Below are 17,636 nucleotides of genomic sequence, written 5' to 3'. Positions count from 1 at the left end.
GTTGAGTGTGCGCCCCGCCCTTACAATTGCTTTGTTTGTACCCAGATTGCCCTGTCCTGCTTCTGTGGGCGGCGCCCCCCCCCCCGGCGCCCCCCCCCCCCCCCCCCCACCCCCCTTCATGTCAAACGTTGAACGTCTGCTTCCAGCCCCAGAAGTCGATACCGGATCAACGCCTTGATCGGGTCCAACCCAATTCCTCGGTCAAATTGAGTCTGCAATGGGGCCTCACGTCAAAGCTCTTGAACGGATCGAACCGTCGTCATGGCTTTCGAAGGGCCGAGAACATTGCTCGCACCCCATACGTCTACCGAACCCCTTGTCCACTGGCATCCGGAACATGACGCGCCAAATCTCGGTCCAGAGAGCTCCGCGGCGAGGTCATCTGGGCATCGTCGTTGCGCTTCCTTGAGGCAATCGACTTCTCCGTGATTGCCTCGTTTGCCATAGCCTGCGTCTCCGCCTTTGTCGGCGGCAGCCCGGCCACGCGAGCGGTTACCGCTAAGTCCGCGCAACACCGAGCAGCCTGCGACGTCGAATGACAGCGCGTGGTCGCCAAACGGTTCGAGCACGCCGTCGAGCGGTTCGGCGCAGGCCCGCCGTGCTGAACCGCCCAGCGGTCCGCAGTGATCGGTTGCGCACTGCGCACGCTGGTTCCGAGCTCGGCGGCCTGCCGACCCACGGAGGCCGGCGGCGGAGGTGGCCGGTACGATCGTGGGTAAGGAGGTCGACGAAATTGAAGAACAGCTCCTCCTGACATTTGCCAGCCGCCTTGTCCGAGATAGACGATTGTCCGTGACTGTCGTAGACTATTTGCTGATGACGGCAACGGTCCCTTCGGGAGCGAAGCGAATGCCAATCTTCATGGACCGGCACGATCTTGCGGGCGCTTCTGCTGCGGATGTCGCCGAAGCACACCTTAAAGATCTCAGCATACAGGATCAGTACGGCGTCAAGTTCCTGACCTACTGGTTCGACCACCGGCGAGGAACGACCTTCTGTCTCATAGATGCACCGGACGCCGAAACCGCACAGTGCGTCCACCGCGAGGCTCACGGATTCGTTGCCGGCGAAGTCGTGGAGGTGGCGCTATCGGCTGTCGAGGCATTTCTAGGCCGAATACAGGACCCGGAGGCTGCGGGACTGTCATCGAAAGAAATGGACGCCGGTCACCGGGCCATCCTTTTCACCGACATCGTTGGATCTACCGAAATGACGTCACGGCTTGGCGATCGCATGGCAACTGAACTCGTGCGGGCTCATGACGCCCTCGTTCGTAGTTGCCTGAGCCAATCGGCCGGCCGCGAGGTCAAGCACACCGGGGACGGAATCATGGCTGCGTTCCCCTCGACCGCATTTGCAGTCGATTGTGCGAGGGACATCCAACGGGAGTTTCAGCGCTATAACTTAGGCAATGGCGAACCCATTCACATTCGCATCGGGTTGGATTGTGGCGAGCCTGTCGAGGACAGCAATGATCTTTTCGGCACCACGGTACAGTTGGCAGCGCGGCTTTGCGCGGCCGCGCGAAGCGACCAGATCCTGATATCTGAAAACATATTCCGAGAGTATGGCAACGCCGCCGTCTTCACCCATGGCGGGCGTCATCGCCTGAAAGGGTTTGCAAAGCCTGTCTTGGCCTATCAGTGCGAATGGCTGAATGCGTGAAACAGATAGCCTAAAGCCCTGAAACGGCGTCTTCTGGCCCGCAAAGCATGAACACCTCGGACGCCGATTGACGCCGGGCCTCATCCCTGACGGGTAAGCAGCGGGCCTACTTGCTGATCGTGATAATCCCAAAACTCCCTTTCGAACCGATCGACGATACCCGATCTGCTCTGCCCTGAAGAACGGATGGCCAGAAAGCCGGCATCGATAAAAATCGAAAATGGCCGAACGGTCACGCCTCTTCCGACGAATTCGCTGGCCGACGTTGGATCGATGATCGCGATGCCGGCACCCTCGGCCACCAATGCAAGGGCGGTGTGGGACAGCTTCGTTTCCAGCGTCGACAGCTTGGGAATGCCGGCAAGCGCCACTTCCACCCGCATGGCGAAAATCGTGCCGGGCTCTAGGCTGATCATTCGCTGCCCCTTGAGATCATCAGGGCATATTACCTGCTTTGCGCACAATGCATGGCCATCGGGGATGGCGACAACCCCGGGCAAGGGACGCGTCTCGATCGTGAAACCGGGTCGATCCAGCGGGCCATCGGCATAGCCTATGTCGGCCTGGCCCGCACCCACTGCCTCGATGACCATTGACGACGGAAGGCCGCTGAGCGACGCGTGCAGGTTCGGCTTGTCGCGCAGAAAGCGCGCGAGGAACCGCGGCAAGAAACCATTGCCAAGCGCCGGCATCGCCGCAATGCGCAAGGTCCCGGCCGACTGCCTTGCTATCTCTTCTGCGACAGCCGCGATCCGGTTCAGCCCCACGAATGCCCGCTCGACTTCCTTCCAGAGGGTAACGGCTTCCTGGGTGGGGTTGATCTGGTTGCCGCGACGGTCAAAGAGGCGAAGCTTCGTTGTGTATTCCAGATCACGGATCAGCCGGCTGACCGCCGGTTGGGTGATCGACATGAGCTCTGCCGCCGTCGTCATCTGGCCGGTAATCATGACGGCTCTGAAGGCCTCGACCTGCCTGAGATTCACATCGGCCTCCATAACATTTGCTTATTCTCATGCCGAATTTTCGAATTTGACGTCATGGATCCCCCATGCAAATTTCCTTGTCAAGCGAGGGCACTCCATCGGCTGGCTGACGACCGCGAAACAGGTCGGGGCTGGCGGCGGACCTTCTCATCACAATCGAAACCTTAAGAACCGGCGCTCCATCAGGCGCCGCGAACGATGACGCATGCAAACATGCGCAGGGAACCGAAAGGCTGAATTGGTGGGTTACTTGCAGCTCATGGGCTTCGGCCCCGAAGGGTGGGGATATGACATGCTGACCGCGACCGGGATGACGGTCTCAGTCGCAATCAGCGGCTTTCTCACCGGTGGCATCCTGGGGTGTCTCGGCGCGGCGGCGACGTTCTCGCGGTTCGCCGCGCTGCGCTTTGTCGCTGCATCCTATACGACCGTGCTTCGCGGCATTCCTGACCTGCTCGTCATCTACCTCTTCTATTTCGGTTCGAGCTCGGTCATCTCAACGGTGGCGGCGATATTCGGCGCCCAGGGTTTTGTCGGCGCACCGGCCTTTCTGACCGGAACGCTTGCCATCGGCGTCGTTTCCGGCGCCTACCAGACGCAAGTGTTGCGAGGAGCCGTGCTGGCGCTTTCCAAAGGCGAAATCGAGGCGGGTCGGGCCTACGGCCTACCGCCGTTCCTGCTGTTTCGCCGTATCGTCCTGCCGCAGGCCGCCCGTTTCGCGATACCCGGTATCGGCAATGTCTGGCAGCTTGTCCTGAAGGAGTCCGCGCTGATTTCGGTGATCGGGCTCGTCGAGCTGATGCGCCAGGCCCAGATCGGCGCTGGTTCCACCCGTCAGCCGTTCAGCTTCTACCTGACGGCGGCAGCGCTCTACCTGACGATCACTTTCGTCTCCGGCCGCGGGTTCCGCATCGCGGAGCAGCGTGCAATGCGCGGTGTGCGGAGAGCTGTGTGATGGCGCTCGACCTTTCCTTCCTCGCCGGCACCTTCCTGTCACTTCTGAACGGCATCCCGCTGGCGCTTCAGCTCGCAGCAATCTCCACCATCGCAGGTGGCATGCTCGCCTTCGGCCTCGCGCTGATGCGGGTATCCGGGAGATGGTGGCTTGATGGCCCCGCCCAGATCTACATCTTCATCTTTCGCGGAACCCCGCTCCTGGTGCAGATCTACATCATCTATTACGGGCTCAGCCAGTTCGAAACCCTTCGCTACAGCTTCGTGTGGCCGTTCTTGCGGGAGGCCTATTGGTGTGCGGTCATCGCGCTTTCGCTCAACACCGCTGCCTATAGCGCGGAAATCATCCGGGGCGGCCTGATCTCGGTTCCGGCCGGCCAGGTCGAAGCGGCACGCGCCTGCGGGATGTCGAATACGATGCTGTTCCAGCGCATCGTGCTGCCGCTCGCCCTGCGCCAGATGCTGCCCGCCTACAGCAACGAAGTCATCCTGATGGCGAAGTCGACAGCGCTTGCCTCGACGATCACGCTGATGGAGATCACCGGCATTGCCGCCAAGCTTATCTCGGCAAGCTATCGCCCCGTCGAAGTCTTTATCTGCGCCGGCGCCATCTACCTCGCCATCAACTTCATCCTCGCACGGCTGTTTACCGGCCTGGAATACCTCGTGACGCCCGAGCGACGGACCCCGTCCACGACATCTTGTGTCCCCGAAACACGGAAGGAATGTCATGTCTGATCATCGAAGTGTGCCCGCCGTTGAACTGGCGGGGATCCGCAAAAGCTACGGTCCGCTCGAGGTTCTGCACGGCATCTCGCTCACCGCCAACGAGGGCGATGTGATCTCCATTCTCGGATCGTCGGGATCCGGAAAATCGACCCTGCTTCGATGCATCAACATGCTGGAAGTTCCTAACGCCGGTTCGGTCGCGATCCATGGCGAAACCATCCGGCTCCATCAAAGGCAAGGTGTAACGCCGCGGCCGCAGGACAGCCAACAGGTCAACCGTTTGCGCGCCAAGGCCGCGATGGTGTTCCAGTCCTTCAATCTCTGGTCCCACCTGACCATTCTCGAAAACCTGATCGAGGCCCCGGTGCACGTGCAAAAGCGCGATCGCAAGCTATGTCTGGCCGAGGCGGAGGCCTTGCTCGAGCGGGTCGGCATTGCCGACAAGCGCCATCATTATCCCGTCCATCTCTCTGGTGGCCAGCAGCAGCGCGCGGCCATTGCCCGCGCATTGGCGATGCGACCGAGCGTCATGCTGTTCGACGAGCCGACGTCGGCACTCGACCCCCAACTGGTCGGCGAAGTGCTCAAGGTCATGCGCGACCTGGCGGCGGAGGGGCGCACCATGCTGATCGTCACCCATGAGATGGCGTTTGCCCGCGACGTGTCGACCCGCACCGTCTTCATCCATCAGGGCGTCATCGAAGAGGACGGCCCGCCAGCCGAAGTCTTTTCGAACCCGCGTTCCGAACGGTTCCGGCAGTTCATTTCACGGGAGGAAAGAGCCGCCGGTTAGCGAACCAAGCGTCGACAGAAATACCAACCAGAAAACACATAAGAGGTGAACTGATGAAAGTGCATACGATCCTGACAACACTCCTTGTTGCGCTTGCGGGGCCGGCCGTGGCTCAGGACAAGATGCTGACGATCGCAACTGAAGGGGCTTACGCGCCGTGGAATTTTTCCGGACCCAATGGCACGCTCGACGGCTTCGAGATCGATCTCGCCAAGGTGCTTTGCGAGCGCATGAAGGTGAAGTGCGAGATCGTCGCCCAGAACTGGGACGGCATCATCCCCTCGCTGACGGCGAGGAAATACGACGCGATCATGGCCGGCATGAGCATCACGCCCAAGCGAGAGGAAGTGATCGCCTTTTCAACTCCCTATGCCGCAGGCATCAACGCGTTCGCCGTTACGGCCGACAGCCCGCTTGCCGACATGCCGGGCACGGGCGAGAGCTACTCGCTGGATAGCCAGGCAGACGAGGCCAAGGCGCATATCGCCGAAATCGCCAAACTACTCGACGGCAAGGCCGTGGGCGTACAGGGGTCGACGACGGCATCGGCATTCATGGAGAGCTATTTCAAGGACGCGGCCGACATTAAAGAATACAAGTCGACGGAAGAGCATAATTTCGACTTGGTGAACGGCCGGGTCGATGCCGTGCTCGCCAACGCGACGGTTCTTGCCGAGTCGCTGGCAAAGCCGGACATGCAGGGCGCGAAGATATCCGGCCCGCTTTTTTCCGGCGGCATCTTCGGCGTCATCGCCGTCGGACTGCGCAAGGAAGACACGGCACTGAAGATGCAGTTCGACGAAGCGATCGAGAGCGCGCTTGCCGACGGCACCGTGAAGGAGCTGTCGCTGAAGTGGTTCAAGATCGACATCAGCCCCCGTCTCTGACCGGCCCGAACCGGGTGCGGCGGCATTGGCCGCACCCAACTCGCCCATAATATCGAGAATACTTCATGGCACTTCTGGACGAATGCGAGATGGCCGTCGTGGGCGGCGGCCTCGTCGGCGCAGCATTGGCCTGGGGCCTTGCGCGATCCGGCACCCAAACCTTGGTGCTGGACGGTGAGGACCTGGATCTGCGCGCATCGCGCGCCAATTTTGCGCTGATCTGGGTGCAGGGCAAAGGTTTCGGCGCACCGCATTATGCGCATTGGTCGAAGACTTCGGCGGAGCTCTGGCCCGAATTCGCGCAAACGCTTGCCGCCGACACCGGCATCGATGTGGCGCTCAGCCAGCGGGGCGGCTTTTCCTTCGCCCTGTCCGCTGAAGAGCTTCGAGACTGGCGGATCGAGCTCGAAACCATCGCCGTGCAATCCATGGGAAGGGCCGCGCCCTACGAGGTACTCGATCCGCAAGCGCTCCGAGCGCGCCTTCCCCTGATCGGCCAGGACGTCGTCGGCGCGATCTATTCGCCGACCGATGGCCATGTGAACTCGCTTCGGCTCTTTCGCGCCCTTCATGCAGCCATGAAACATCGCGGCGTCGATTATCGTGCCCATCGTCGTGTGGACCACATCGAGCCCATAGCGGGAGGATTTCGCCTGACAGGCGAATGGGGCGCCACGCGCGCGCGCCGCATCATCCTTGCCGCAGGCGTGGACAACGAGCGCCTTGCACCGATGGTTGGCCTTCGCGCGCCGCTCAAGCGCAGCAAGGGCCAGATCCTGGTGACCGAGAAATGCGCGCCATTTTTCAGCTTTGCGTCGACGACCATCCGCCAGGCCAACGAAGGCGGTGTGATGATCGGCGACAGCGAAGAGAGCACGAGCTCTGCCGTCACCACCAATCAGGACATCACCGCCGTGCTGGCGAGCCGCGCAATCCGTGTCTTCCCGACACTGTCCGGCGCCAATGTTGTCAGGAGCTGGACCGGATTTCGCGTCAAGACCCATGACGGTCTGCCGATCTACGAACAGTCCTTGACCCATCCGGGCGCCTTCATCGCCATCTGCCATTCCGGCGTGACGCTTGCCGCCAATCATGCGCTCGTCGTGGCCCCGCAAATCGCGGCAGGCGCGCTCTCAAGCGCCCTGTCTCCCTTTCATTCGCGGAGGTTCGATGCTGCTGAGAACGCGTGAAATCACCGACAAGGTATCCTTCACCTTCGACGGCAAAACGCTTTTGGCCGAGCGCGGCGATACGCTGGCGCTCGCGCTTCTGGCCGCCGGCGTCGGCGTCTTCCGCACGAGCGCCGTCGGCGGCGTGCCGCGCGCGCCCTATTGCCTGATGGGCGTCTGCTTCGAATGTCTGGTGACGGTCGACGGCGTGCAGAACCGGCAAAGCTGCCTGATCGAGGTGCGTGAAGGCATGGTCGTTGCAAGCCAACAGGGCGCACGCAACTTGACGGAAAGAGAGTGCAAATGAACGCGCGTACGCTCACGAATGCGGAGCAGTTGGCGGCGCGTTACGATCTCGTGGTCGTTGGCGCCGGGCCCGGCGGTCTCTCGGCCGCCATTGAAGCGTCGTCCGCCGGCGCTCGCGTCCTCGTCGTCGACGAAAATCCCGGCCCCGGCGGCCAGATCTATCGCGCGATCACCCGCAACACGCCGGAGCAGCAGCCGTTTCTCGGCAAGGATTACTGGAAGGGCAGTTCGATCACCGCAGCGTTCGTTGGCGCGGCGGTGGATTACGCACCGTCGACCACCGTCTGGGACCTTGAGCCGGCCGATGGAACCGGGTCCTGCGATGACGTCGTGGTGGGTCTGACGATCGGCGGGACGGCCCGCAGGATCCGGGCTCGCGCGGTCATCCTTGCAACCGGCGCCATGGAGCGGCCGATGCCGGTAGCGGGCTGGACGCTGCCTGGCGTCATGACTGCGGGTGCGGCGCAGATTGCACTCAAATCCATCAGGGGCATCCCGAAGGGCAGGATCGTTCTGGCTGGCTGCGGCCCGCTTCTCTATCTGCTGGCGGCACAACTGCTTGATGCCGGCGCCGATATCGCCGCTCTCATCGACACGACCGACAGAAGGCAGCGGCTACCGGCATTGCGTCATCTGCCGGATTTCCTGCGCTCGCCCTATGTCGCAAAGGGGCTCGCTCTTCTCATCAAGGTCAGCAGGCGGATACGGACCAAATCTGATGTCTCTGAACTGGCGATCGTCGGCACAGAAAAAGCGCAAGGCGTGGCCTTTCGCGCCGGCGGCCGCCAGCAAACGATCGCTGCCGACTGCGTGCTCCTGCACCAGGGGGTCATTCCGAACATCAACCTTGCGAGTGCTGCGGGTTGCGCGATCGAATGGAACGATCGACAGCGCGCCTTCCAGCCACAGACGGATCGCCAGGGACGCACGACCGCCAAGGGGGTTTTCGTTGCCGGCGATGGCGCCTTCATCGGTGGGGCCCAACATGCCGCGGTCAGCGGACGGATCTCGGCGCTTGCCGCCCTACGCGACCTTGGCCTGAGCATACCGAGCCGAATAGACGAAAGCGCCGGCCAGCTGGAAGCGGAGCGCCAGACGTACCTTCGCGGCAGAGGCTTTCTCGACGTGCTTTATCGACCGGCGCAGCAATTTCGAGCGCCGCACGACCAAGCCACCATCATCTGCCGTTGCGAAGAGGTGAGCGTCGGAGCGCTGCGCGAGGCAATCGCCCTCGGTCCACCGGGCCCGAACCAGCTCAAGACGTTCACGCGCTGCGGCATGGGCCCCTGCCAGGGTCGCCTCTGCGCCTCCACAGTCACGGAGATGATGGCGGCGGAGCGACGCGTCAGCCCAGACGAGATCGGAACCTACCGTCTGCGCGCGCCGGTCAAGCCGCTTCGCCTTAGCGAACTTGCGGCCCTTCCCCAAACCCGAGACGCGGTGATCGCCGTGACCGGCCGCGTCCCCGAAGAACCGAGCACTTTACAAACAGAGAAAGGCAATACCCCATGACCGAGCGTCATCTCCCCACCCCGATCATGCATCGTGTCGTCGAGCACAACGGGCTTGTGTTCGTCGGTGGCACGACCTGCGACGACGAAAGCCTCGATATGGCGGGGCAGACCAGAGAGATCCTTGCCAAGATCGATACCTATCTGGCGCAAGCCGGGTCGGACAAGACCAGGCTGCTGTCGGCAACGATCTTCATCACCGACATGAACCTCAAGCCTGAGATGGACGCAGTCTGGAAGAAATGGCTTGCATCGGAGACCTTCCCGGTACGTGCAACCGTCGGCGTCGCGGATCTCGGCGGCGACACCAAGATTGAGATCGTAGTGACGGCGCATCGGTAATCCAGCCGGCCACCTTCAAACCCTGGCGGGTCCGTCAAAGCAATAGGGCGGACCCGCCGCAATGATCGCAATGCGGTGCCGCGTGGAAATAGCCGCCTTCAACGGCGGCAGGGCCGATGAGGCGCCGCTCACATTGAGCGTCGAAGCCGGCGGGCAATAGCAAGCGCTATGTCTCTGGCTTGAACCCGTATGTCGGGAACGGCCGTGATTTCCCAGAAGCGGCCGGCCGTCAGTTGTCCGACGGCCAGAAGCCCTTCATTGGCAATGCCGTCGGCGCCGACGACACGCGACATCTCGTCAACGGCGATGCCAAGCCCTAGATAATCCGGCACAACGAGCCCCCGGTCGATCATCGACTTTAAGAGGGGCGATTGCGCGATAGCGGAACGTTCCATGCCGGTGCAATTGACCACCCAGTCGACCGATAATGACCTCTCTGAACCGCTGCCGCGCTCGCGATACTGCACGCCCAGGCCAGCTGACGATAACCGTATGGCGCTGCGCCTCCCGGCGTGCACGGAAACGGCGCCGGCTTTTCTCAAGGCATCGAATTGCCGGTGGACGGTGGGTGCGAGACGGTGACGATGGATATTCCACCATGGAAGGGCGTGCCGAAGGAACCGCGATCGATGCTCGCCGTTCAGGTCCTGCCACAATGTCTGCGTCAGCGGGCGCAGGTCTCACGCGCCTGCGCCCGAAGAGACGCCAGCAACGCGCTGATCTCACGGCTCTCTGGGCGGGCCGGCGTCACCGGAGCGAGCTTGTGGGTCGCATGGGAATGGGAGACAAGCCCACGACGGGAAAGCACATGAACCTTGCCTTCGTGACCGCGTGCGAAAAGCGCCAGGACCTGGTCGATCATCGTCAAGCCCGACCCCAGCATCAAGACCGTCTCGGCCGCGCGCACTCTGGAGAGCCAGCTCAGGCGCCAGGGATTGCGGACGATCCTGTGTTCCGCCTGGTCATCTATCTGGTCGGCGGCGGGTATATCGGCACTGCCGACGCCGAGCGCCAACACGACATTCGCCGCACGAAACGTCTCGCCGTTGTCCAATTCGAAACCGAACGACGGTGGGGTCTGCAAATTGCAAGATGTCGCCTTTGCCTTGATGAAATCGATCCGAAACGCCCTGTCTCGGTCGCGCAAGGCGGCTGCCAGCCTGTCCCTGAGATATAGGCCGTAGTCGGTACGCGCAGCAAAACCGTCCGGGCTGACGCCTCCATAGCGTGAGCCAAGCCAGGACAGAAAGTCGTCGGGTTCGTCGGCATAGACGCTCATGCGTGCCGCTGCGACATTGAGGCGATGCACTCTGAGATCGGTTCTATAGGCGGTGCCCCTGCCGAAACCTGGATCGTCGCCAACGATAGCCACCGACACGGGCGGCCGCAGAACCCGCAGAAGGTTCATGGCAAGCGAAATCGCCGAGAAGCCTGCCCCGACGATCGCGACGTCGTAACCCCTGGATGCCTCCTCCGGCCTTTCCGTCGCGTTCCGTTCACTTGACAACAACGCGGCAACCTCCCCTGACCGACCTTGGCGTAAGGAGACGATCTAGCGCCCTTCTTGCCGTTTTGAAGTGCGGCGACCAACGTTGGGTGGAGATGGACCAGAAGCAGAGAATGCCGCGATCAGGCCCGGTCGGCGTATGCATGCAAGACAGGCAGGGTTGACGGCGCGCCTGAGACCGCTCCGACGTCGCTACCTTCCGGTCCGGCGCCTCAGCCGGGTTGATCCCTTAGAAGACCTTTCCTTCTTTCAAATGGACGGTCGTACCGTTGAGGAGATAGTCGCCGACGACGCGCGACTTGTGCAGCAGCGGATTGTGATTGAGCACGGTGCGGATGTTGCGCCAGTGCCGATCGAAATTGTTGTTGCGGGAGGTGGCCGATCCGCCGCCCAGATCGAACATGCGCTCGGCGCTTCGCAAGCCCAGCTGACCAAGGACGAGTTGAGCGCGGGCGGTCGACAGCGCACTGGCGATCAGAGCATCCTCGATCTCCGCTTCGTTGCCCCGGCCTAGCGCTTCAACCGTCCGATCCAGAGCGCCTGCAGCTGCGGCGACGACAGCATCGATGGCGAAGGAATTGGCGGCGATTTCGCCGATCACCTGCTGGACGAACGGGTCCTGGTTTGCGGTTTCCGCCATGCTGTGGGCGGCGGAGCGCGCCTGACGGCCGACGTAGTCGAGCCCGTCGGAAAGAACATTGCGGACAGCACCGGCCGCACTTGCCGCCAGGTGCAGTTGCCGCAACGTCGAACAGTGGCGGCCGACGAGATTGTCGAGGGCACGCCGGGTAAACTCGTGCGGGAACACCTCGACATTGTCGAGGATCACGCCGCCGCTAGCGGTCAGCCGCTGCCCCATCCCGTCCCAATCGTCGAGAATGGTGATGCCGTGCCTATCCACCGGCAAGAGAACGCCGACCGCCTGGCCAACCTCGTCGAGCGCGCTGAACGAAGCGAAATCGGCAAAGGCCGTTTCCGTGGCATACCATTTGCGGCCATTGAGCCTGTAGGTCACGCCCTGCCGGACGATCGTCGTCGTCACCTGACCGGGCCGGGCGGTGCCCTGTTCGGTATGGGCGCCACCGAAGAGCTTGCCGGCAAGGATCAGTTCGACGGCGCCAGCGTCCCGTTCGCGCGGTTCACTGAGGATGACGTTTTCGACATAGTTGAAATGCGAGCGGAGCGCGTGGGCGACGTTGGAATCGGCGGCCCCAATCGCGGCAATCATCTCGATATAGTCGGCAACCGAACCGCCCGGCCCCCCGAGCGCTACCGGGATGCGCAGGGTCCCAAGTTCCAGCTCGCGAAAGAGCGCGAAGGCTTGGAAGGGAAGTTCGCGCGACAGGTCGCGCTCGGAAGCGCCCTTGGCGACCTCGGCCACAAAGCCTGGAACGCGCGCGAGAAGCTCCGCGCGTGTCGGGCGTGAAGCAGTCAACACTTTGGTTATGGTCACGCATCAACTCCGAAACTGAAGAAAGCGGTGCAGCCGGGTCCCCGCCGGCTGCACCGCGCTGTCGACGATCGCTCGCCGAGGACATCGACGATCACTCGTCGAGATAGATGTCGGCCCCGTTGCTCCAGAGATGCTCGACACCCAGCTTGAGATTTTTCACCCGCTTGTCGTAGACGGTGATCACCGCCGGGGTGACGATGTCGAGCGTCGGCAGGTCCGCGACCAGCAGCTTCTGGAACGCGTTGAAGAGCTCCAGCCGCTTCTTCGGATCGATTTCGACGGCCGCGGTTTCGAGCAGGCGATCGACTTCCGGATTGGAGTACTTTGAGCCGTTGGTGAACGGCACGCCGGGCTTGAAATTCTTCGACCAGTACAGACGCTGTACCCCGACGGTGGGATCGTAAAGGTTGCTCATGCCTTCGATGGCGATATCGAAGTCGCGGTCGGTGAAGACCCGCTTCACGAAGGTGGCAAAATCCTGGGTGCGCAGCTCGACCTTGATGCCGACCTTGGCAAGCGCCTGGGCGATATACTCGGCCGTCTGCTTGGGCGGGCCGGAGGGCTGCGTCGGGTCGATGAACAGCTTGAAGCGGAAGCCGTCGGCGCCGCGGGCGTAGCCTGCCTCATCCAGGAGCTTCTCCGCCTTGGCCGGATCGAATTCGTATTTCGGCAGATCCGGCGTGTAGAACTTCACGAGATCAGGGCTGACGGGTCCGTCGAGCCTCGTGGCATAACCGAGATAGACGGTGTTGACGATGAAATCCTTGTCGACCGCATGGCGCACCTTGATGTCGGCCAGATACTTGTTTTCGAGGTTGAACTCGGCTCGGGCAATGCTCGGTGAATAGGGCGCCGGGTCGGTGTCGACGACCAGATTTGGGTTGGCTTTCAGCCGATCAATATCCGTCAGCGGAAGGTTGGCGGTCGAGACCTGCACCTCACCGGTCTCGATAGCGGCAACAGCTGCCGCCGGATCGATGATGAAGCGGAAGATGATCTGGTCGAGATAGGGTTTTGGCGGTCCCCAGTAGTCTTCGTTGCGGACGAAGAGCGCATGGCTGCCGCGCACCCATTCGACGAACTTGTAGGGTCCGGTACCAACAGGCGCGACGTTGTGCGGGTTCTCGGCGATCTTCGTGCCTTCGTAGAGATGCTTCGGCACGATCGGGGCTTCGAAGCTTGCAAAGGCCGTGAGCAGATAGGGAGCCGGCTTGGAGAGGATCAGCTCCACTTCATGCGAGTTGAGGACGTTTGCCTGCTGGACATGCGCAAATGTCGCACGCCCGCGCGGATGGTTCTCCTTCAGCGCCAGGATCGAGAAGGCGACGTCCTCGGCGGTGAAATCCTTGCCGTCGTGCCAGCGGACACCCTGGCGCAGCTTGAACCAGTAACGCAGGCCGTCGTCGCTGACCGTCCATTCGGTCGCCAGCAAGGGCTGGGGGTTGAAATCGCGGTCATAGGTCAGCAGGCTCTCGGTCGCCTTGCCGCTGATATAGTAGGCGGCGCCCGCGCTGTGGGCGATCAGAACGAGGACAGGCGGTTCGGTGCCGATATTGATCGAGACGCTGCCGCCGCGCGTCGGTTCTTCGGCAGCAAAAGAGATCTCGGGAGTGACCCCGACGGCGAGGCAGGCGTCGGCTACATCGATGCTCGGGATATCGCCGATGTCGCGGTCGATCAGCTTCTCGCCGAACGCGTCGGCGGGCGAACGCTCAATCTCACCGGTCCTGATATCGTTACGGCGCGCCAGGTGGCCGAGCTTCTTTCAACGGCCTTGAAGCGACCGGTTGCCGCTGTCGATAAGGCTCCTTTGCCGGCATCGCACGATGCGGACTTCGAGCACCGTGCGATAGCGCAGTTCGTCCGGTTGATCGCCGCAGGCCGTGCCGCCGCGACCACCGATGTCGTGAAGTCGCTGCTCGGCCGACCACCGCGCAGCGTCGCTGCCTTCATATCCGAACAAGTCGCCGCAGAAGCGGCGCTCGCCGAGTCATAGCCATGAACATCCCTTTTGTTGACATCGCCATCATCGGCGGCGGCCCAGGCGGTCTGGCACTCGCCCAGGGTCTGAAGAAAAACGGCAGCGACACCGCCGTCTTCGAGCGCGACCCGGTGCGCACCGACTATGTGCAAGGTTTTCGCATGCGCATCCGCCAACGCGGCATCGACGCCCTTCAGGCCAACCTGACGCCGCACCTTTTTCAGGCTTTCCTCGGCACGCTCGGGCTAGCCCCAACCGAAAACCTGCTCCTCGACGAGAACTTCGCGCGGCTGGAGGATACCGGGCAGGCCGGTCGCGAGCCGGAAGACACGCATATCGAAAAATCGGTGAGCCGCATCACGCTGCGGCAGATCCTCCTGTCCGGGCTCGAAGGTATTTTCCATACGGGCAAACGCTTCGAGCGCTACGAAGAACTCCCGGACAGAACGGTTGTCGCCCATTTCTCCGCCGGCTCGACTGTCCGCGCCAACCTGCTGGTGGGTGCCGACGGAGCGGGATCCGCAGTCCGTCGGCAGTTGCTGCCGGATCTCAGGAGCATCGATACCGGCGTGCGGCGGCTCGCGGGCAAGATCAGCCTTGACGTGGCTGCGCACCATGGCGTCTCGCCGCTTCTGACCGAGTTCAACACCAATATTCGCCCGCAGGACGGGCGTGGCCTGATGATCACCAGCCACCGGGTCGATCTGTCAACCTATGCCCGGCACGATTTCATCAACGCCGAAGACCCCGGCCATCGCGATATCCCGGGCTTCCATTTCAACAACACCACCAGCTACACCTGGTGGAACACTGCCTATGATACAGATGAGCTCGGCCCGGACGAGCTGCTCGAAACGCTCGACGGCGCAGCCCTGCTGCAAACGCTCCTCCAGCGTATCGGTCATTGGGACGAGCGCATCCTGAAGCTCATTCGCCACAGCGATCCGTCCACGGTCGCCTTCCTCAAGGTCAAAAGCTCCACCCCCGGCGCGAAATGGCAAACCGGCCCGGTCACGCTGCTCGGAGATGCAATCCATGCGATGACCTATTTCCGCGCGCTTGGCGGTAACACCGCCCTCTACGACACCGGCCTCCTGGTTCGCCAGCTCGTCGCCGCGCGACGCCATGGCAAACCGCTTCTGACGGCCGTTCACGACTATGAGAACGCCATGCGCGAGCACGGCTACGAGGCCGTCCGGTCCTCCCTCTCCGCCATGCAACGCAATGTCGGGGCCAACCGTCCGCTCAAATCAGTGCCCGCACTGTAACCCCAGGAAAGATCTGATCATGTCCATCGTCGTCTTCGGCGCCTCCGGAAATATCGGCAGCAATATCCACAAGGAAGCCTTGTCGCGCGGCCGACGCGTAACGGCCGTCACCCGGTCCACCGACATCGAGCCCGAAGAGGGCCTCACCTTGCGCAAGGCCGACATCGCCGACGTGGACCAGGTCGCAAAGATCGTCGCAGGACACGATGCCGTCATCAGCGCCTATAGCCCAGGTCTCCGCCGTCATTCCGCAGACGAAGCCGCGGAGTTGATCCGAGAGGCGCACGCGGCGCTGTTGGCAGGCGTCAAGCAGGCGGGCGTCCGCCGCATCATCATCGTCGGCGGGGTGGGCAGCCTGGAGGCAAGCCCCGGCGTCGACGTCGTCGATAGCGACTTCTACCCCGCCGAGCATAAGGCCCATACGCTGCGCAACCGCGAGATTCTGCGCAGCCTGAAGCGCGGGGAGTACGATCTCGACTGGACCTATGTTTCACCGCCACTGTCGATCAAGGCCGGCGAGAGAACCGGCACCTTCAGGCTTGGCGAAGATAGGCTCTTGCGCGACGAGGCGGGCGAAAGCCGCATTTCGGAGGCGGACTTCGCCATCGCCATTCTCGATGAACTCGACCAGGGACAGTTCATCGGCCGACGCTTCACCGCGGCCTATTGAAAGACGATGATCGGCATGTCCCGCAAGACGCGCAAACTCAACCTCAATGTCGGCATCAACACCACGGGCTATCTGCCGGCGGCCTGGAAATACCGCACCGGCAACCGGCACGATATCTACGATCCCGGTTACTACCGTCGCCTGAGCGAACTCGCCACAAGGGCCTGTTCGACGCAGTGTTTTTCTCCGATCATCCGGCGATGATGACCGACCCGAACAGCCGGCCGTTCCACACGATCGACCCGCTGATCCTTTGTACCGCGCTGGCAGCTCAAGTGCCCGACATCGGTTTCGTGGCGACGATGTCATCCACCTACAATTCGCCCTATAATCTGGCTCGGCGCACGCAGTCGACGGATATCATTTCCGGTGGCCGGCTGATCATCAACATCGTCTCGTCCTTCAACCCCGGTGTCGCCGCCAATTTCGGCTCGGCACCCCTGCCGCCGCGCAGCGAACGCTATGCCAAGGCTTCAGAGTTCCTCGACGTCGCCAAGAAACTCTGGGCGAGCTGGGATCCCGCCAGGGAAGGAAGCGTCCCGGACGATCGGTTCTGGGACGCGGCAAGCGCTCAGGCAATCGACCATGAAGGCGATCATTTCAGCGTCAGGGGACCGCTCAATGTGCCGCGTGGGCCTCAAGGTCATCCGGTGATCGCGCAGGCGGGCGCATCCGAGGGCGGCATCGATCTCGCCGCCCGCCACGGCGAGATCATCTACTGCAACATCCTCTCCCGCCCCGCCGGCCAGGCCTTTGGCGCAAAAGTCAAAGGTCGCGCCGCCGCCCTTGGCCGCGACCCGACCGGCATCCGCATCGTGCCGGGCCTCGTGGTGATCCTCGGCGAGACAAGAGAGGAGGCATTGCGCAAGCACGAGCTGTTCAGCGGCACCGGCTCCGAAGACGGGTTGATCGCAAGGTTCGCCAGGGAGAACGGGATTGATCCTGACGGCTTCGATCCGGATGCCGTGCTGGACGCGGAGCGCTTCATCCCCGACCCCAACCGGCTCCAGGCGGTCGGCATGGGTCTCGGGCTTTTGGATCTGCTAAGACACGAAAGGCTCACAGCCAGACAGGCCGTACGCCGTTCGGAGGGCCATCACCGCCTGCTGCTCGGCACGCCGGATGAGGTCGCCGACGCCATCATCGACCTTTGGTCAGACGGAACTGTAGACGGCTATACGCTACAGCCACCGCGCGCGCCTGATGATATCGAGGAATTCATCAACAAGGTCGTGCCAATCCTGCAGGATCGCGGCGTCTACCGCAGTCGATATGAAGAGCGAACGGTCCGCGAGCGTTATGGCCTGCCCTATCCGGGATAAAAGCGCTCGACGGACGACGAACGGGCTCCGATTTCTGCGAACTGACCGGTCGATGGCAAGCCCGGCAAGAACCACTTTATCAAAAGTGGTACAGGG

General features: G+C 62.4%; 17 protein-coding genes. 12 read left to right on the top strand and 5 right to left on the bottom strand.

The window, feature by feature from the left end; translation table 11 throughout:
* The first annotated feature begins 849 nt into the window (after window positions 1-849).
* Window positions 850-1,665: a nickel-binding protein gene (locus ABIE33_RS27925; protein WP_429131116.1), complete on the top strand. Its 816-nt coding sequence runs from the start codon at window positions 850-852 to the stop codon at window positions 1,663-1,665.
* Between the two features lie 80 nt (window positions 1,666-1,745).
* Here the strand turns inward: ABIE33_RS27925 and ABIE33_RS27920 are convergent, their stop codons facing one another.
* Window positions 1,746-2,648, bottom strand: a complete 903-nt coding sequence (locus ABIE33_RS27920) for a LysR substrate-binding domain-containing protein (RefSeq protein ID WP_429131086.1) — start codon at window positions 2,646-2,648, stop codon at window positions 1,746-1,748.
* Between the two features lie 259 nt (window positions 2,649-2,907).
* On the opposite strand from ABIE33_RS27920, the gene ABIE33_RS27915 reads away from it, so the two are divergent.
* From ABIE33_RS27915 to ABIE33_RS27880, 8 genes are all read left to right on the top strand, one after another.
* Window positions 2,908-3,603: an ABC transporter permease gene (locus ABIE33_RS27915; protein WP_429131114.1), complete on the top strand. Its 696-nt coding sequence runs from the start codon at window positions 2,908-2,910 to the stop codon at window positions 3,601-3,603.
* Window positions 3,603-4,340, top strand: a complete 738-nt coding sequence (locus ABIE33_RS27910) for an ABC transporter permease (protein ID WP_429131084.1) — start codon at window positions 3,603-3,605, stop codon at window positions 4,338-4,340. Before ABIE33_RS27915 ends, ABIE33_RS27910 begins: the two co-directional genes overlap by 1 nt.
* Complete coding sequence (locus ABIE33_RS27905) at window positions 4,333-5,124, top strand: ABC transporter ATP-binding protein (RefSeq protein ID WP_429131082.1); 792 nt, start codon at window positions 4,333-4,335, stop codon at window positions 5,122-5,124. Before ABIE33_RS27910 ends, ABIE33_RS27905 begins: the two co-directional genes overlap by 8 nt.
* A gap of 53 nt (window positions 5,125-5,177) precedes the next feature.
* Window positions 5,178-6,011, top strand: a complete 834-nt coding sequence (locus tag ABIE33_RS27900) for a lysine/arginine/ornithine ABC transporter substrate-binding protein (RefSeq protein WP_429131080.1) — start codon at window positions 5,178-5,180, stop codon at window positions 6,009-6,011.
* Between the two features lie 65 nt (window positions 6,012-6,076).
* The gene (locus tag ABIE33_RS27895) at window positions 6,077-7,201 is read left to right on the top strand and encodes an NAD(P)/FAD-dependent oxidoreductase (RefSeq protein ID WP_429131078.1); all 1,125 of its coding nucleotides are present in this window, start codon (window positions 6,077-6,079) and stop codon (window positions 7,199-7,201) included.
* Window positions 7,182-7,487: a (2Fe-2S)-binding protein gene (locus tag ABIE33_RS27890; protein WP_429131076.1), complete on the top strand. Its 306-nt coding sequence runs from the start codon at window positions 7,182-7,184 to the stop codon at window positions 7,485-7,487. The genes ABIE33_RS27895 and ABIE33_RS27890 overlap by 20 nt, the downstream gene beginning before the upstream one ends.
* Window positions 7,484-8,998 (top strand): FAD-dependent oxidoreductase, encoded by a 1,515-nt coding sequence (locus ABIE33_RS27885; RefSeq protein WP_429131075.1) that lies wholly within the window; start codon window positions 7,484-7,486, stop codon window positions 8,996-8,998. The genes ABIE33_RS27890 and ABIE33_RS27885 overlap by 4 nt, the downstream gene beginning before the upstream one ends.
* Window positions 8,995-9,339 carry a RidA family protein gene (locus ABIE33_RS27880; protein ID WP_429131073.1) on the top strand — a complete coding sequence of 115 codons (345 nt, stop codon included), beginning with the start codon at window positions 8,995-8,997 and terminating at the stop codon, window positions 9,337-9,339. The genes ABIE33_RS27885 and ABIE33_RS27880 overlap by 4 nt, the downstream gene beginning before the upstream one ends.
* A 128-nt stretch (window positions 9,340-9,467) precedes the next feature.
* Here ABIE33_RS27880 and ABIE33_RS27875 read toward each other — a convergent pair whose 3' ends face one another.
* The 4 genes from ABIE33_RS27875 to ABIE33_RS27860 all read right to left on the bottom strand — a co-directional run bounded on the left by ABIE33_RS27875 (window position 9,468) and on the right by ABIE33_RS27860 (window position 13,965).
* Complete coding sequence (locus ABIE33_RS27875) at window positions 9,468-9,734, bottom strand: hypothetical protein (protein WP_429131071.1); 267 nt, start codon at window positions 9,732-9,734, stop codon at window positions 9,468-9,470.
* A gap of 269 nt (window positions 9,735-10,003) precedes the next feature.
* On the bottom strand, window positions 10,004-10,849 hold the full coding sequence (locus tag ABIE33_RS27870) for an FAD/NAD(P)-binding protein (protein ID WP_429131069.1): 846 nt from the start codon (window positions 10,847-10,849) through the stop codon (window positions 10,004-10,006).
* A 226-nt stretch (window positions 10,850-11,075) separates the two neighbouring features.
* Window positions 11,076-12,299, bottom strand: a complete 1,224-nt coding sequence (locus tag ABIE33_RS27865) for an acyl-CoA dehydrogenase family protein (RefSeq protein WP_429131067.1) — start codon at window positions 12,297-12,299, stop codon at window positions 11,076-11,078.
* 91 nt (window positions 12,300-12,390) lie between these two features.
* Window positions 12,391-13,965 (bottom strand): ABC transporter substrate-binding protein, encoded by a 1,575-nt coding sequence (locus ABIE33_RS27860; protein WP_429131111.1) that lies wholly within the window; start codon window positions 13,963-13,965, stop codon window positions 12,391-12,393.
* Window positions 13,966-14,297: 332 nt separating this feature from the next.
* Between ABIE33_RS27860 and ABIE33_RS27855 the strand changes: the two genes are divergently transcribed.
* The 3 genes from ABIE33_RS27855 to ABIE33_RS27845 are packed head-to-tail and all read left to right on the top strand — an operon-like array spanning window position 14,298 to window position 17,540.
* Entirely contained in the window at window positions 14,298-15,548 is a 1,251-nt protein-coding gene (locus ABIE33_RS27855) for an FAD-dependent oxidoreductase (RefSeq protein ID WP_429131065.1), read from the top strand.
* A gap of 19 nt (window positions 15,549-15,567) precedes the next feature.
* Complete coding sequence (locus tag ABIE33_RS27850) at window positions 15,568-16,218, top strand: NAD(P)-dependent oxidoreductase (protein WP_429131063.1); 651 nt, start codon at window positions 15,568-15,570, stop codon at window positions 16,216-16,218.
* Window positions 16,215-17,540, top strand: a complete 1,326-nt coding sequence (locus ABIE33_RS27845; RefSeq protein WP_429131062.1) for an NtaA/DmoA family FMN-dependent monooxygenase — start codon at window positions 16,215-16,217, stop codon at window positions 17,538-17,540. Before ABIE33_RS27850 ends, ABIE33_RS27845 begins: the two co-directional genes overlap by 4 nt.
* Window positions 17,541-17,636 lie beyond the last annotated feature (96 nt).

Source organism: Ensifer sp. 4252 (genome assembly GCF_050434565.1).
In the GTDB taxonomy this organism is placed as follows: Bacteria; Pseudomonadota; Alphaproteobacteria; order Rhizobiales; family Rhizobiaceae; genus Ensifer.
This window is presented reverse-complemented; position numbering and strand designations above follow the sequence as displayed.